Raw genomic sequence first — 14,714 nt, 5'->3', positions numbered from 1 at the left:
AAAGATGGCCCCGAAGGGGCGGCGTCAGTCGTTGGCGGGCTTGGAGATCGGCGAAACGACGTCGCTCAGCGTCGCCTTGACGACCTTGATCGTCACGCCCTTGGAGATCTCGATATGGGCGTATTCGTCCTCGACCTTGGTGATCTTGCCGACAACCCCGCCGCCGGTGACGACGGTGTCGCCGCGCTGCGCTGCACCGACCTTGGCGGCGTGTTCCTTCATCCGCTTCTGCTGCGGACGGATCAGGAGGAACCAGAACACGACGAAGATCAGCAGCAACGGCAGGATGCTCATGATGAAGCCGCCTGCGCCGCCCGATGCTGCGCCGGCGGCGTCCTGCGCATGCGCGGCGGGAATGAGAAAGGTCATGAGGTCCATAAATCGGTTCGCTTTGTGCCAAATTGGGGTCTGGACCGCGCCAGCACACCGCGCAAAAGCCCGGCCGGGCGACGATCCTCGAATGTGACGCGCGGTTAGCAGATGGTTGGGGCACGGGCAACTTCAATAGCGCCGCGCGGTCGAGGCCCGACTTTACTTCAAACGCCGCTACTCTGTCGTCCCGGCACAGGCGGCGGCCCATCCCGAGACTCGTACATCACCCGACGATCGCGATCGAACTCTGTCGAGCTGGAGCCAGATAGCCGAAGCGGAAGATGGGTTTGCTGGAGGGTCGCGCCAGAACGCATACCCTCGGCGGCAGGCCGCCTTGGGAGTTTAGAAAGACCGTCCCCCGGACGGCCACCCCTGCGTGCCTGTGCACGTCGGGAGTTTACAAAGCCCGTCCCCCGGACGGGCTTTGTAAACTGGTCGGGACGAGAGGATTCGAACCTCCGACCCCCACACCCCCAGTGTGATGCGCTACCAGGCTGCGCTACGTCCCGACCGAGTGCGCGCCTTTAGGCACATGATGACGGCAAGGCAAGTCCGGCAAGACAGGTTGGCGGCAAAAACCACTTCGACACGCCGCAGGCCGTCTCCGCGGCCGCCCCTCTCACCCGCTCATGCTGAGCCTGTCGAAGCACCAGCGCGCGCAGGCGTCTCGCACCGCGCAGGCTCGCCATTGGACGAGAAAAACCGCTTTCCTACACATTATCGTTCTGGTTATGTTCCCGTCTCATCGGGAGTGAATTATGGATTTCGAGACACTGGTAGAAGAGCTGATCGATCGCGAGGGCGGCTTCGTCCACAACCCGAACGATGCCGGCGGCGCGACGCGCTACGGCATTACCGAGGCGGTCGCGCGCCGCCATGGCTATGCCGGCGCCATGCGCAGTCTTCCCCGCGCCGAGGCGATCGCGATCTATCGCCGCCTCTACTGGCTGCGACCGAATTATGAAAAGGTCGCAGCGCGCGCTCCCCGGATCGCCGCAGAACTGTTCGATACCGCGGTCAACATGGGTGTCGGGGTTGCCAGCGGCTTTCTCCAGCGGGCGCTTAATGCGCTCAACCGCAATGGCCGCGATTACGGCGACCTCGCGGTCGATCGCGTCGTCGGCCCCCGCACCCTTGCCGCTCTCGACGCCTTTCTGGCCGTGCGCGGCGCAGGCGGCGAGACCGTCCTGCTCAAGGCCATCGAGGCGCTCCAGGGCGCGCGCTACATCGATCTGGCCGAACGCCGCCCCGCCAACGAGGCCTTCCTCTACGGCTGGCTGGCGAACCGGATCGGCTAGGGTCACACCCGTGAACCTGTCCCTGGACGGTGTGAACCCGTGAACTTGTAAGCTCGAAAGGAACAAAAATGGGAATTATCGAAGGGCTGATCGGCCCCGTCGCGCAACTGATCGACAAGATCATCCCCGACCCGCAAGCGCGCGACCGCGCCAAGCTCGAACTGATCAAGCTCGAAGGCTCGCAGGAGCTCGAAGCGGTCAGCGTCCGCATGCAGGCGATCGTCGCCGAGGCGAACAGCGCCGACCCGTGGACCAGCCGCGCGCGGCCCAGTTTCCTCTATGTCATGTACGCGCTGCTGCTCTGGGCGATCCCGATGGGCCTGATCGCCGCGGTCCAGCCCGACACCGCCATGGCGATCGCCCACGGCATGAACGCCTATCTCGCCGGCATCCCCGAGCCGCTCTACGCGCTCTTTGGCACCGGCTATCTCGGCTACACCGTCGCGCGGCAATGGGGGAAGATCAAGGGGGTGGAGTGATTTCGAGTGTAAAGCGTCACTTGACACATTACACATAATTGACTAAAAAACACTATGGAGATCGAAAGCATTCGCCACAAAGCTCTCCGCAATTTTGCCGAGAGCGGAAAGACGAAGGGCCTCCCGGCCAATGCCATTGGAAGGTTGCGCAACATCATCGCCTATCTTGCTGCAATCGGCGAAGCCGACGAGTTGCGAATACCGCCAAATTTCGGCGCGCATTTACTGACTGGCGACCGAAAGCACGTCTGGTCGTTAATCGTGACGAAAAACTGGCGCATGACGTTTCGGATTAACGACGCGAATGCGATCGAGGACATCGACCTGGAGGATTATCACTAATGGCCATCACCCTGCATAAGGACTTTGCAATCCATCCGGGCGCTTGGCTTAAGGATGAAGTCGTCGGCCCCAGCGGCCTGAGCGTGACCGATCTTGCCGGTAGGCTAGGCATTTCTCGCGCCGCGTTGAGCGCGCTGCTCAATGCCCGTGCGAGCCTGTCGGCCGAGATGGCGATCCGGTTCGAGCAGGCGTTCGGCCTTCGTGCCGACACGCTATTACGGATGCAGTCGTCGCATGATATCGCCGAGGCGCGCACCAAGGCACGATCGCTCAAGATAGAACGCGTGGCGATGGCGGCTTAGGTCAAACCGGCTTTAATGGCCTGAATTGCCGCATCGGCTTCGCCGCCATCGGGCCCACCGCCCTGCGCCATGTCGGGGCGGCCACCGCCGCCCTGGCCGCCGAGCGCGGCGACCGCGGCCTTGACCAGGTCGACCGCGCTGATGCGCGCGGTGAGGTCGTCGGTGACGCCGACCGCGACGCTCGCGCGACCGTCGTTGACCGCGACCAGTGCCGCGACACCCGATTTGAGCTGCGTTTTCATGTCGTCGATCGCGCCGCGAAGCCCCTTGGGGTCGAGGCCGTCGACAACGCGGCCAAGGAACGCGACGTCGCCGATCATCTCTGGCGCAGGCGCCTCGTCGGCCTGGCCGCTCCCTGCCCCGCCGCCCAGAGCCAGCGTCTTTTTAGCTTCGGCCAGCTCTCGCTCAATCTTCTTGAGCTGCTCGGCCATCGCCGCAACGCGCGCGGGCACATCTTCGGGCGCGGTCTTGAGGCTCGCCGCGGCGGCTTTGAGCGCCTCTTCGCGGCTCGTCAGATACAGGCGCGCCGCCTCGCCGGTCAGCGCCTCGATGCGCCGCACGCCCGAACTCACCGCGCTTTCGGAGGTGATCTTGAACAAGGCGATATCGCCGAGCGCATCAACGTGCGTCCCGCCGCACAGCTCGACCGACCACGACGCATCGCTGTCGCGCCCCATGCTCAGCACGCGAACTTCATCGCCGTATTTCTCGCCGAACAGCGCCATCGCGCCCGCTTCGATCGCGTCGTCGGGCGTCATCAGCCGCGTCGTCACCGCGTCGTTCTCGCGGATGTGGCGATTGACCTCGGCCTCGACGCTGGCGATCTCCTCGGCGCTCAGCGCCTTGGGATGGGCAAAATCGAAACGCAGCCGGTCGTCGGCGACCAGGCTGCCCTTTTGCGTGACATGCTCGCCCAGCTGGCGGCGCAGCGCCGCGTGGAGCAGGTGCGTCGCGCTGTGATTGGCGCGGACGCGATTCCGGCGCGCAGCATCGACGTCGAGCCGGACGACATCGCCGACCTTGATCGTGCCCGCTTCGATCGTCGCATGATGTGCGTGCAGCTTGCCCAGCGGCTTGCCGGTGTCGGTGACGCTCGCCTTGAGACCACCGGTGTTCGACACGACGCCGCTGTCGCCCGCCTGCCCGCCGCTCTCGCCATAGAACGACGTCTGGTTGGTGACGATCATCACGCTCTCGCCGGCCGCAGCGCTCTCAACGCGCGCGCCGTCGCGGACCAGCGCGACGACCTCGCCCTCGCCCGTCGTCGCGGCATAGCCGGTGAACTCGGTCGAACCTTGTGTGTCGGCGATGTCGTACCAGATATCGTCCGAAGCGGTATCGCCCGATCCCTTCCACGCCGCGCGCGCAGCGGCCTTCTGCTGCGCCATCGCGTCATCGAAGCCGGCGCGATCGACCGCGATACCCTGCGCCCGCAGCGCATCCTCGGTCAGGTCGTAGGGAAATCCGAACGTGTCGTAGAGTTTGAACGCGGTTGCGCCGGCGAGCGTGTCGCCCTTGCCGAGCGCCGCGGTTGCCTCGTCGAGCAGCTTCAAGCCCTTGTCGAGCGTCTGGCGGAACCGCGTTTCCTCTCGCTCAAGCGTCTCGACGATCAGCGGCTGCGCGCGGACGAGCTCGGGGAACGCGCCGCCCATCTCGGCGACCAGGCTGGGGACGAGCCGATGCATCAGCGGGTCCTTGGCGCCAAGGATATGCGCATGACGCATCGCCCGGCGCATGATCCGGCGCAGGACGTACCCGCGGCCCTCGTTGGCCGGCAGCACGCCATCGGCGATCAGGAAGCTCGTCGAACGCAGGTGATCAGCAATGATCCGGTGCGACGCCCTGTGCTCGCCGTCGGTGGAGGTGTGGGTGAGGTCGCCGCTCTCGGCGATCAGCGCCTTGAACAGGTCGATATCGTAATTGTCATGCTTGCCCTGCAGCACCGCGGCGATGCGCTCGAGCCCCATGCCGGTGTCGATGCTCGGACGCGGCAGGTCGCCGATAACGACGCCCGCTTCCTGCACGTTCTGCATGAAGACCAGGTTCCAGATCTCGACAAAGCGGTCGCCGTCCTCGTCGGGCGATCCCGGTGGCCCGCCCGGGATGTGGTCGCCGTGGTCGTAAAAGATTTCGCTGCACGGCCCGCACGGGCCGTTGTCGCCCATCGCCCAGAAATTGTCGCTGGTCGCAATCCGGATGATGCGCTCTTCGGGCAGGCCCGCGATCTTCTTCCACAGCTCGAACGCTTCGTTGTCGGTGTGATAGACCGTCGCGGTCAGCCGGTCGGGATCGATCCCCCATTCCTTGGTCAGCAGCGTCCACGCATGGCTGATCGCCGCTTCCTTGAAATAGTCGCCGAAGCTGAAATTGCCGAGCATCTCGAAAAACGTATGGTGGCGCGCGGTATAGCCGACATTGTCGAGGTCGTTGTGCTTGCCGCCTGCGCGGACGCATTTCTGGCTCGACGTCGCCGTCGTGTAATCGCGCGTTTCCAGCCCGGTAAAAACGTTCTTGAACGGCACCATGCCCGCGTTGACGAACATCAGGCTGGGGTCGTTATACGGCACCAGCGGCGCCGAAGGCACGCGCGTGTGTCCGGTCCCGGCAAAGTAATCGAGGAAGGCGCGGCGAATGTCGTTGGTCGAGGTCATCCCCGCGACTTAATGGCCGTGTTGCGGTGCGGCAAGCGGGCATTGCCGCATTTTATCCGCGACAGGCTCGTTCAGTCCGGCGGGCTGTCGGCCTCCCCTGGCGCGGCGACGACCGACAGGCCGCGGAGCGCAATCGTGAATTCGAGCGGCAGTTTCATCCGTTCGACCTCGCCGTCTAGCGCGACATCGACGCTGCCGCTGCGGCCCGACACGGTCAGCGCAGGCACATCGACCAGCGCATCGAAATCGCGCTGCGCATCGGCTCGGCCGAACAAAGCGCGGATAGCAAAGGCGATCAGCGCGATCCGTCCTCGCCGCGCGACCGCGTAAAGCGAAAGGACGCCATCGGTCATGCAGGTCCGCTCGCCGATATGCTCGCCGTCGAGTTCGTAGCGGTTGTTGCCGATGAACAGCATCGGCGTGACGATATCGCGGCGCTCGTCCTGCCAGGTGAGGGTCAACGCCTGATGATCGTGCCGCCGCAGGACGAACCAAGCGGCCGGGATCGTCGCCAGCCATTTGGGCAGGTCGCTGTGGTCGCGTGTCCGGACAAGCTGCGGATAGGTACCGATCGACGCGTTGTTGACGAAGGTGCGCTCGCCAACATGCGCGATGTCGATCCGCACGGTGTTGCCGGTCGCGATCAGTTTGGCGACGTCGGCCAGTTCCTCTGGCATGCCAAGCTGCTTGGCGAGGTGGTTGCGCGTACCGAGCGGCAGGATCGCCATCGTGCAGCCCGCGCTGGCAAGAATACCCGCCGCGCCGCCCAGACTGCCGTCGCCGCCACCGACCGCGACCATTGGCGCGTCGGCATATCTGCACACCGTGTCGAGCAGATCCTCGCCCTTGACGAGGTGAAGGTCGATCGCCTGCCCGGCAGCGGCGAACGCCGCCTCGATCCTGGGCCGCAGTTCGTCGCCGAGCGACGACGCAGTGCCGCCGCTGGCATTGACGATGACAGGCAGCGGAGCGTTCATCGTCGGGATTTAGGCGCGCGCAAAGACTGCGGCAAGCGATTGCTTACACGGCGCAATCCGCAATCAGGCGAAGGGTGCCAGGATATCCTTGGGCGGCGTCGAAAACCATTGCGGCCCCGTCTCGGTCATATGGAAACAGTCTTCGAGCCGGACCCCGAACTTGCCGGGGAAATAGAGACCCGGTTCGTTCGAAAAGCACATTCCGACATCGAGCGGGGTCGTCTCGCCGTGGACCAGATTGACCGGCTCATGCCCCTCCATGCCGATGCCATGACCGGTGCGGTGCGACAGGCCGGGCAGCGCGTAGCGCGGGCCGTAACCGAGCGATTCGTAATAGCCGCGCACCGCATCGTCGACGCTGCCGGCCGGCGCGCCGAGCTTCGCCGCCGCACGCGCTACCTGTTGGCCGCGTGCGACCTCGTTCCAGACCTTGCGCTGCTGGGCATTCGGATCGCCGCCGAAGACGAAGGTGCGCGACACGTCGGACTGATAGTCCTCGACGGTGCAGCCGCAGTCCATCAGCACGATCTCGCCGTTGCGGACGACCTGCGGCTGGCCCGACCCGTGCGGATAGGCCGACGCTTCTCCAAGAAGGATCAGGGAGAATTCTGGCGATCCGCCAAGCGCCCGCGTCGCCGCGTCCATCATGGCCGAAATATCGTGGTTGCTCATCCCTTCGGCGATGCGCGGCGCGGTCCAGCGATAGGCGGCAATCGTGACATCGGTCGCCGCCTGCATCAGCGCAATCTCGGCCGCAGTCTTGCGCATCCGCACCCCGCGCACAACGGGCGCGGCCGCTACGAGCGAAGCGTGAGGCAAGGCATGCGCGAGCCCGTCGGCGGCGAAGAACCGCACCGTTTCCTCGATCCCGATCCGCCCCTTGGCCAAACCCTGTTCGGTCAGGATATCACCGACCAGCCTGGTCGGACTCTCGTCCTCGTTCCAGGTGCGGATATCGGCGGCAATGCCGAGCGATTCGGCGACCGAGGGCCGTTCGAAAAACGGCGTGACGATGACCGGATCGCCGGACGCGGGAATGACCACAGCAGTCAGTCGTTCGCTGCGCCACCAGCGGATGCCGGTAAAATAGACGAGGCTCGCACCCGGTTCGACAACGATCGCGTCGATATTGTTGGCCACCATCAACGCCCGCGCCCGGGCAATGCGCGCGGCACGCTCATCGCGACCGATTGGCGCGACGTTGCCGGTGATCGGCGCGAGATCCGATGTATCGATCTCGGCAGCGCGCAGCAGGTTCGGAGCGCCGAGAGCGAGGCCCGCAGACGCCATCGCGGCACCACCGAGCAGACGACGGCGGTCGAGTGTGAGCCTAGGCATAGTCATAAGGTCCTCCTGCAGCGAGTGCCGCCTGGTACGCCGGACGGGCGTGGATGCGCGCGAGCCAGTCGATCAAATGTGGTCGCGATGACCCCAGCCCGGCGCGGCCCTGCGCCGCCTCGAGCGGAAAGCTCATCATGACATCGGCGGCGGTGAAGCTATCGCCCGCGAACCAGTCGCGCTCGGTCAGTTCGCTTTCGAGCCAGTCGAGATGGGTATCGATCATCGGCTGGACGCGGTCGGTCGCGACCTTGCCGATCAGCGGAAGCCGCGCCAGCACCAGCTTGAGCAACAGCGGTGGCATGAGCGAGCCCTCGGCATAATGGAGAAACTGGCGATAGCGGATGACCTCGTCGCGGCTCGCCGGCGCACCGAGCTGACCGTCGGCGAGATCGACAAGATATTCGGCGATCGCGCCGGTTTCGATCAGCGTGCGCCCGTCATGTTCGATCACCGGCGACTTGCCGAGCGGGTGGATCCGCCGCAATTCGGGTGGCGCGAACATCGTTTTGGCGTCGCGCTGGTAACGCACGATCTCGTAATCGAGGCCAAGCTCCTCGAGCAGCCACAAGATACGCTGCGAGCGCGAATTGTTGAGATGGTGGACGACGATGGTCATGGATGGCTCCCGGCGGAATTGCCAAGCCTAGCCGCCCTGTGCGCCACGCACAATAAAGGCCCGCCGCCCCATAAGGCGACGGGCCTGGTCGGCCCGTCCCGGCGAGGGATGGGACGCGCCGACAAGCTGGATTTAAATTGGCGAATAACCTTCGCCCGAAGGGGCCTAGGCGTCGTCGCCTTCGGCTTCGGGACCGGTCATCATCTCTTCAGCGACCTTGTCTTCCTTGCTGCGGATCGCCTTTTCGAGACGTTCGAACAGCTCGGGATTGTCGAGCAGGAAGGTCTTGGCGTTCTCGCGCCCCTGGCCGATGCGGATGCTGTCATAGCTGAACCAGGCGCCCGATTTCTCCACCAGCCCGGCCTTGACGCCGAGGTCGATGATCTCGCCGACCTTGGAAATGCCCTTGCCGTACATGATGTCGAATTCGACCTGCTTGAACGGCGGCGCGACCTTGTTCTTGACGACCTTGACGCGGGTCGTGTTGCCGACGACCTCGTCGCGATCCTTGATCTGGCCAATGCGGCGGATATCGAGCCGGACGCTGGCATAGAATTTGAGCGCGTTGCCGCCTGTGGTGGTTTCGGGATTGCCGTACATCACGCCGATCTTCATGCGCAGCTGGTTGATGAAGATCACCATGCAGCGCGAACGGCTGATCGAGCCTGTCAGCTTGCGCAGCGATTGCGACATCAGGCGCGCCTGCAGGCCGACATGGCTGTCGCCCATTTCACCCTCGATCTCGGCGCGCGGCACAAGCGCGGCGACCGAATCGATGACAAGCACGTCGACCGCGTTCGACCGAACCAGCGTGTCGACGATCTCGAGCGCCTGTTCGCCGGTATCGGGCTGCGAGACGATGAGGTCGTCAATGTCGACGCCCAGTTTCTTGGCATAGCCCGGGTCGAGCGCGTGCTCGGCGTCGACGAAGGCGGCGGTGCCGCCATTCTTCTGCGCTTCGGCAATGACGTGCAGCGCCAGCGTCGTCTTGCCCGAGCTTTCGGGTCCATAGACTTCGATCACGCGGCCGCGTGGCAGGCCGCCGATGCCGAGGGCGATGTCGAGCCCGAGCGACCCCGTCGAGATCGATTCGATCTCGATCGCCTCACGGCTGCCCAGCTTCATCGCCGAGCCCTTGCCGAAGGCGCGATCGATCTGCGCCAAAGCCGCGTCCAAAGCCTTTTGCCTGTCCATTTTTCCCGCCGTCTTTTCGTTACCGACCACTTTAAGCTGTGCGCTCATGATGAGTCCCCTCGTCCTACGGTTCCCGTCGCACCACTGCAACGGAAGATGCGGTGTACATGATATGTTCTGCGAGAACAAGAGGGGAACGAAAGCATCTGCTGTCCGGTCGTCCGCCGGTGACGGCTTTAGCTGGCAGCTTCGCCGAACAATGCCCCCAGCGTGCTCTGAAGATCCTCGAACGTATAGGGCTTGCGGACCCTGGGCACGCCGGCGAATTGGCCAGGGGTGTCGTTCATGCTGGCGCCGGTCGACAGGACGAACGGAATGCCACGCTCCATCAGCAGCGTGGCGACCGGCCAGCTGCGTTCCTCACCCAGATTGACGTCGAGGATCACCGCGTCGAACGCGCCTCCGGCCAGAGCTGCCATCGCCTCGTCGACCGACTGGGCAGTCGACGACACGGCATAGCCCAGCTCGCCGAGGATATCCTCGAGCATCATGACAATCAGCGCTTCGTCTTCGACAACCAAGATTCGTTTTTGCGTCAAACACCTATTCCCGAAAGAGTGACGCGCTCAATAGCCCTGCCGGCCGCAATTGGAAAGCCTGCGTAACAAACTAGCCGTCATTCGTCTTGATCGATTTTCCGACCGTCTCGGTCAGCTGCGCTACCGAAAACGGTTTTGGCAGGAAGCCGACGTTTTCAAGCGTGATCGACTTGCGCAGCTGTTCCTCGGCATAGCCCGACATGAACAGGACCGGGAGGTCGGGTCGCGCCTCACGCAGCTTGGCCGCCATTGTCGGGCCATCCATACGGGGCATGACGACGTCGCTCAGCAACAGGTCGATCGTTTCCATCTTCGCCGCCAACTCGAGCGCCTCTTCGCCGTCCGATGCGCCGGTCACGGTATAGCCGGCGCGCGTCAACGCACGTTCGGCGACCGCGCGGACCATGTCTTCGTCCTCGACGAGCAATATCTCTCCCGTGCCCCATTCGTGTTTGGGTTTTTCGGGGGCCGCGACCTTTTCGGCGTCGGCTTCGCGCTTTTCATGAACCGGGAAGTATATCGTGAAACGCGTCCCCTGCCCCTCCCCGGGCTCGGTCTGCGAATCCGCGAAAATATAGCCGCCCGACTGTTTGACGATGCCATAGACCGTCGACAGGCCGAGCCCCGTCCCCTTGCCGACGGGCTTGGTCGTGAAGAAGGGCTCGAAGATCTTGCCGAGATGTTCGGGGGCGATGCCCGTGCCACTGTCGCCCATCCTGAGCACGCTGTAATCGGCGGTCGGGAGAATTTCGCTGCCAAGTCGTGCGACCTCGCCGGCCTTCATGCCATAGGTTTCGATTGTCAGTTCGCCGCCGCCCTTCGCATCCTTGGCGAGCATCGCGTCGCGCGCGTTGACGGCGAGGTTGACGATGACCTGCTCGAGCTGCCCGGGATCGGCGCGGACCGACCCCATGCCGCGCCCGTGGCGCACCGCAATGCGGATTTTTTCATCCATCAACCGGGTCAGCAGCGATCCGACGTCGGAGACGACATCGGATAGCTGGAGGATCTGCGGTCGCAGGGTTTGCTGGCGCGAAAAGGCGAGCAGCTGGCGGGTCAGGTTGGCCGCACGATTGGCGTTGCCGCGAACCTGCTGGATATCGTCATAGTCGCTGTCGCCGGGCGAATGGCGCATCAGCATGAGATCGCAATATCCGAGGATAGCGGTCAGGATGTTGTTGAAATCGTGCGCGACGCCGCCTGCCAGTTGCCCGACCGCCTGCATCTTTGTTGCCTGCGCGACCTGCCGTTTGAGCTTGGCCTCTTCGTTCGAATCCTTGAGGCTTAACAGCACCGCCGCTTCGCCGAGGCCGCGGACGCCGGCGATCGACATCACGGTGTTCTCGTCGGGCTGCGCTTTCAGGCGGACCATCAGGTCGCCGCCAGTCTGTTGCCCGACCGCGTAGCGGCGCACGACCTCGCCGATCGCCGCCTTGTCCTCTTTCACCACAATGTCGCCGGGATAGGCCGGCGAGCGGCCATCGGGAATGCCCGCCATCCGGGCAAAGGCGTCGTTGAGAAACAGGAAGCGCCCGTCGCGGTCGACCATCGCCAGGCCGAACGGGAGCAGCGAGAGCAGTGTTTCGATATAGCTCAGCGCCACACCGCGCTCGATTGCGCCGCCGTCTTCGTCGATCAGCGCGACGATCACCGGGCCGCGACCGGCATCGTCGAGATCGACGGGCATCTGGATCAGCCGCAGCGGGGTTGCACGCTCGGCCTCGCGTTCGAAAAACACCATGCCGCGATCATCGACGCGCAGGAAGGCGGTGAAATCGCGCCCGGTGACCGCGCCTTCGTGGCGGCCCATCGCGCGATAGGCGAACGACGGCGTCGCCGCGCGGATCCGTCCCTCGCGCCCGACCAGCGCGACCATCACCCCGGCCTCGCCGAGGATCGCGGCAGCGCGACCCTCGATCGCACCGGCAATTTCCTGCGCGATATCGGCGTGGCCGACGGTGGCGAAACGATGGACAAGATAACTGTCGGCGCTGCCCGCGCGTTCGAGGTCGACGACCAGGTCAAGCTCGCCGAGGCTGAGTTCGACCGGCCCCGCCTTGCCCTCGCGCCATGCCTTGGCGACGGCATCGGCGAGGCGTTCGGCCCCGCGGCCGGCGAAGACGATCGTGTCGGGCTTGGCGAAACCGCCGAACCAGCTGGCATAAAGATCGTTGGCGCTGACGATCCGCCCCGACCGCTCGGTGACGACGATCCCGGTGACGTCGTTGTTCGACATCACCCGCGCCACCGACCAGTCGATTTCGCTGCGATCGCCCGCGACGCGCGGGGGGTAGAGCGAGCGGACCAGGACAACGCCGCCCACCCCCGCCGCGACGCCCGCGAAGACGCCCGCGGCCATGACGGGATTGTCGGTGAACAGCCACACGATTCCCGCCGATGCCAGCACCGCGGCTGCGACGACGATTCGCGTCGCAATATCGATACCCGCCATCGCTCCGCCTCCGAGCGAAGGCAAAGTCGATGATCTCACCGCAGGGGGCACACCTTTCTCCTCAAGCGCCGATCAGCGCCGCGACGGCTTACCAGATGCGCACGCGCTGCTGCGGTGGCAAATAGAGCCGCGACGTCGTCGTGGGATTATAGGCAGAATACCACGGATCGAGGTTGCGAACGGTATCGACGCGCTGCTCTGACGGGCTGTGCGGATCGGTGACGAGCCGCTGACGCAGGTTTGCCTCGCGATAATTGCGCCGCCAGACCTGTGCCCAGCCAAGATAGAAGCGCTGGTCGCCGGTGAAACCGTCGAGCACCGGCGCGGCCTGTCCGTTGAGCGACGCCTTGTAGGCGTCGTACGCGACCGTCAGGCCAGCAAGGTCGGCGATGTTTTCGCCCATCGTCAGATGGCCGTTGACGTGCATGCCAGGCAGCGGCTCGTACTGGTCATATTGCGCAGCCAGCTTTTCGGTCAGACCCTTGAAATTGGCGACATCCTGCGGCGTCCACCAGTCGGTCAGCTTGCCGGTCTTGTCGTATTTGGCGCCCTGATCGTCGAAATGGTGCGACAGTTCGTGGCCGATGACCGCGCCGATGCCGCCGTAATTGACCGCAGGGTCGGCATTGGGATCGAAGAATGGCGGCTGGAGAATGGCGGCGGGGAAGACGATTTCAACCATGCCGAAATTGGCATAGGCGTTGATCGTCATCGGCGTCATGCCCCATTCCCAACGATAGATCGGCTTGCCGAGCTTGTTGATGTTATAGGCATAATCGAAAGCATTCGACCGCATGGCATTGCCGAGCAGATCGTCGCGTTCGATCTTCAGGCCCGACAGGTCGCGCCATTTGTCGGGATAGCCGATCTTTGGCGTGAAGCTGGCGAGCTTGGCATGTGCGGCCAGTTTCGCGCTGTCGCTCATCCACTCGAGACCGTCGATCCGGCGGCCCATGGCGGCGAGAATGTTCTTGACCAGCTGGTCGGCAGCAGCCTTGGTTTCGGGCGGGAAATACTTCGCTACGTAGATCTTGCTGACATCGTCCGACAAGGCGCCGGTGGTGAAGCTGACGGCGCGTTTCCAGCGCGGTTCGAGCTCGGGGGTGCCCGAAAGCGTCGTGCCGTAAAACGCAAAATTCTCATCAACGAAGGCCTTGGGCAGGTAGTCGGCATAGCCGTCGAGGCTGCGGACGATCAGGGCGTCCTTGAGCACCGACAGCGGCGCCGCCTGGATTGCCTTGGCAATGCCGGTAAATGCGCTCGGCTGCGCGACGAGGACGGTGTCGACGCCGGTAGCGCCCGAGACGGCGATCATCTGAGAAAAATCGAACCCCGGGGTAGCCTTGTCGAGCGCTGCCACGGTCATCTTGTTGTAAGTCTTGGTCGCGTCGCGGCTGTCGACACGGCTCCATTGCGCCTTGGCGATCTGCGTTTCGAACGCGAGCAGCGCCTTCGCGCGCGCTGCCGCGTCGCTCATCTTGGCGAGCGTGAACATGTTGGTGAGATGGGCCAGATATGCGGTACGTGTTTTGACCATCTCGGCGTCGGTAGACAGATAATAATCGCGGTCGGGCATGCCGATGCCCGACTGATAGAAGCTCATGATATAGGTGTTGGGGTCCTTGTCGTCCTGTCCGACATAGCCCGCGAACTGCGTACCGACGCCCATTTTGGCCGCCTTGGCAGCGAGTGCCGGATAATCGGCCTTCGATTTCAGGCCTTCGATCTCTGTCAGCCATGGCTGGATCGGCGCCAGCCCCTTGGCCTCGACAGCGGCCTCGTCGAGAAAGCTGGAATACGCGTTACCGATCTTGCTCGATGTATCGTCCTTGGCCTCATCGAGAATTTCCTTGGTCCGCTGGCGCGACAGGTCGTCGAGCACGCTGAACATGCCGAAATTCGACTTGTCGGCTGGAATCGCCGTATTCTTGACCCATGTGCCGTTGGCGAACTCGTAGAAGTTATCGCCCGGTGCAACGCCGCGATCCATGCCCGCTTCGTCGAAGCCGAAGCTGCCATATTGCGCAGCAGGCACGGCCGGGGTTTCCGCTGCAGCCGCTTCGGCCGCCGCAGGAACATCAGGGTTTTCGGCGCCCATCGGGCCAGTCGTCGTACAGCCGGTGAGCAGCGCGACACTCGAAACGGTCGCAA

General features: G+C 64.1%; 13 protein-coding genes and 1 tRNA gene. 4 read left to right on the top strand and 10 right to left on the bottom strand.

Annotated elements, in window-relative coordinates; genetic code table 11:
• Positions 1–24: 24 nt before the first annotated feature.
• Both yajC and FSZ31_RS08445 read right to left on the bottom strand, forming a co-directional pair.
• Positions 25–378, bottom strand: coding sequence for a preprotein translocase subunit YajC (gene yajC, locus FSZ31_RS08450; RefSeq protein WP_236643737.1), 354 nt, complete (start codon positions 376–378; stop codon positions 25–27).
• Positions 379–804: 426 nt separating this feature from the next.
• Positions 805–881, bottom strand: a tRNA-Pro gene (locus FSZ31_RS08445).
• Between the two features lie 249 nt (positions 882–1,130).
• Between FSZ31_RS08445 and FSZ31_RS08440 the strand changes: the two genes are divergently transcribed.
• From FSZ31_RS08440 to FSZ31_RS08425, 4 genes are all read left to right on the top strand, one after another.
• Complete coding sequence (locus FSZ31_RS08440) at positions 1,131–1,670, top strand: glycoside hydrolase family 108 protein (protein WP_147122920.1); 540 nt, start codon at positions 1,131–1,133, stop codon at positions 1,668–1,670.
• Between the two features lie 68 nt (positions 1,671–1,738).
• Positions 1,739–2,149 (top strand): holin family protein, encoded by a 411-nt coding sequence (locus tag FSZ31_RS08435; protein ID WP_147122919.1) that lies wholly within the window; start codon positions 1,739–1,741, stop codon positions 2,147–2,149.
• Positions 2,150–2,203: 54 nt separating this feature from the next.
• Positions 2,204–2,491 (top strand): type II toxin-antitoxin system RelE/ParE family toxin, encoded by a 288-nt coding sequence (locus tag FSZ31_RS08430; RefSeq protein ID WP_147122918.1) that lies wholly within the window; start codon positions 2,204–2,206, stop codon positions 2,489–2,491.
• Entirely contained in the window at positions 2,491–2,793 is a 303-nt protein-coding gene (locus FSZ31_RS08425) for a HigA family addiction module antitoxin (RefSeq protein WP_147122917.1), read from the top strand. The genes FSZ31_RS08430 and FSZ31_RS08425 overlap by 1 nt, the downstream gene beginning before the upstream one ends.
• On the opposite strand, the gene alaS is transcribed toward FSZ31_RS08425, so the two are convergent.
• From alaS to FSZ31_RS08385, 8 genes are all read right to left on the bottom strand, one after another.
• The gene (gene alaS, locus FSZ31_RS08420; RefSeq protein ID WP_147122916.1) at positions 2,790–5,444 is read right to left on the bottom strand and encodes an alanine--tRNA ligase; all 2,655 of its coding nucleotides are present in this window, start codon (positions 5,442–5,444) and stop codon (positions 2,790–2,792) included. The genes FSZ31_RS08425 and alaS overlap by 4 nt on opposite strands.
• A gap of 71 nt (positions 5,445–5,515) precedes the next feature.
• The gene (locus tag FSZ31_RS08415) at positions 5,516–6,421 is read right to left on the bottom strand and encodes a diacylglycerol kinase family protein (protein WP_147122915.1); all 906 of its coding nucleotides are present in this window, start codon (positions 6,419–6,421) and stop codon (positions 5,516–5,518) included.
• 63 nt (positions 6,422–6,484) lie between these two features.
• The gene (locus FSZ31_RS08410) at positions 6,485–7,765 is read right to left on the bottom strand and encodes a M24 family metallopeptidase (protein WP_408021647.1); all 1,281 of its coding nucleotides are present in this window, start codon (positions 7,763–7,765) and stop codon (positions 6,485–6,487) included.
• Positions 7,752–8,378: a glutathione S-transferase family protein gene (locus tag FSZ31_RS08405; RefSeq protein WP_147122914.1), complete on the bottom strand. Its 627-nt coding sequence runs from the start codon at positions 8,376–8,378 to the stop codon at positions 7,752–7,754. Before FSZ31_RS08405 ends, FSZ31_RS08410 begins: the two co-directional genes overlap by 14 nt.
• 165 nt (positions 8,379–8,543) lie before the next feature.
• Positions 8,544–9,620, bottom strand: a complete 1,077-nt coding sequence (recA, locus tag FSZ31_RS08400) for a recombinase RecA (RefSeq protein WP_147122913.1) — start codon at positions 9,618–9,620, stop codon at positions 8,544–8,546.
• Positions 9,621–9,748: 128 nt separating this feature from the next.
• Positions 9,749–10,111: a response regulator gene (locus FSZ31_RS08395; protein WP_236643736.1), complete on the bottom strand. Its 363-nt coding sequence runs from the start codon at positions 10,109–10,111 to the stop codon at positions 9,749–9,751.
• A gap of 70 nt (positions 10,112–10,181) precedes the next feature.
• Positions 10,182–12,563 (bottom strand): hybrid sensor histidine kinase/response regulator, encoded by a 2,382-nt coding sequence (locus tag FSZ31_RS08390; RefSeq protein WP_147122912.1) that lies wholly within the window; start codon positions 12,561–12,563, stop codon positions 10,182–10,184.
• An 88-nt stretch (positions 12,564–12,651) separates the two neighbouring features.
• Positions 12,652–14,661: a M13 family metallopeptidase gene (locus FSZ31_RS08385; RefSeq protein ID WP_201739165.1), complete on the bottom strand. Its 2,010-nt coding sequence runs from the start codon at positions 14,659–14,661 to the stop codon at positions 12,652–12,654.
• Between the last annotated feature and the right edge of the window lie 53 nt (positions 14,662–14,714).

The sequence above is a fragment of the Flavisphingopyxis soli genome, assembly GCF_007995095.1.
In the GTDB taxonomy this organism is placed as follows: domain Bacteria; phylum Pseudomonadota; class Alphaproteobacteria; order Sphingomonadales; family Sphingomonadaceae; genus Flavisphingopyxis; species Flavisphingopyxis soli.
This window is presented reverse-complemented; position numbering and strand designations above follow the sequence as displayed.

Excerpts from the sequence above, each read along its gene's own strand:
- FSZ31_RS08440 (WP_147122920.1), top strand. The coding sequence starts at position 1,131 with ATGGATTTCGAGACACTGGTAGAAGAGCTGATCGATCGCGAGGGCGGC.
- alaS (WP_147122916.1), bottom strand. The coding sequence starts at position 5,444 with ATGACCTCGACCAACGACATTCGCCGCGCCTTCCTCGATTACTTTGCC.
- FSZ31_RS08425 (WP_147122917.1), top strand. The coding sequence starts at position 2,491 with ATGGCCATCACCCTGCATAAGGACTTTGCAATCCATCCGGGCGCTTGG.
- FSZ31_RS08390 (WP_147122912.1), bottom strand. The coding sequence starts at position 12,563 with ATGGCGGGTATCGATATTGCGACGCGAATCGTCGTCGCAGCCGCGGTG.
- FSZ31_RS08415 (WP_147122915.1), bottom strand. The coding sequence starts at position 6,421 with ATGAACGCTCCGCTGCCTGTCATCGTCAATGCCAGCGGCGGCACTGCG.
- FSZ31_RS08435 (WP_147122919.1), top strand. The coding sequence starts at position 1,739 with ATGGGAATTATCGAAGGGCTGATCGGCCCCGTCGCGCAACTGATCGAC.
- FSZ31_RS08430 (WP_147122918.1), top strand. The coding sequence starts at position 2,204 with ATGGAGATCGAAAGCATTCGCCACAAAGCTCTCCGCAATTTTGCCGAG.
- recA (WP_147122913.1), bottom strand. The coding sequence starts at position 9,620 with ATGAGCGCACAGCTTAAAGTGGTCGGTAACGAAAAGACGGCGGGAAAA.
- FSZ31_RS08405 (WP_147122914.1), bottom strand. The coding sequence starts at position 8,378 with ATGACCATCGTCGTCCACCATCTCAACAATTCGCGCTCGCAGCGTATC.
- FSZ31_RS08410 (WP_408021647.1), bottom strand. The coding sequence starts at position 7,765 with ATGACTATGCCTAGGCTCACACTCGACCGCCGTCGTCTGCTCGGTGGT.
- FSZ31_RS08385 (WP_201739165.1), bottom strand. The coding sequence starts at position 14,661 with ATGGGCGCCGAAAACCCTGATGTTCCTGCGGCGGCCGAAGCGGCTGCA.
- yajC (WP_236643737.1), bottom strand. The coding sequence starts at position 378 with ATGGACCTCATGACCTTTCTCATTCCCGCCGCGCATGCGCAGGACGCC.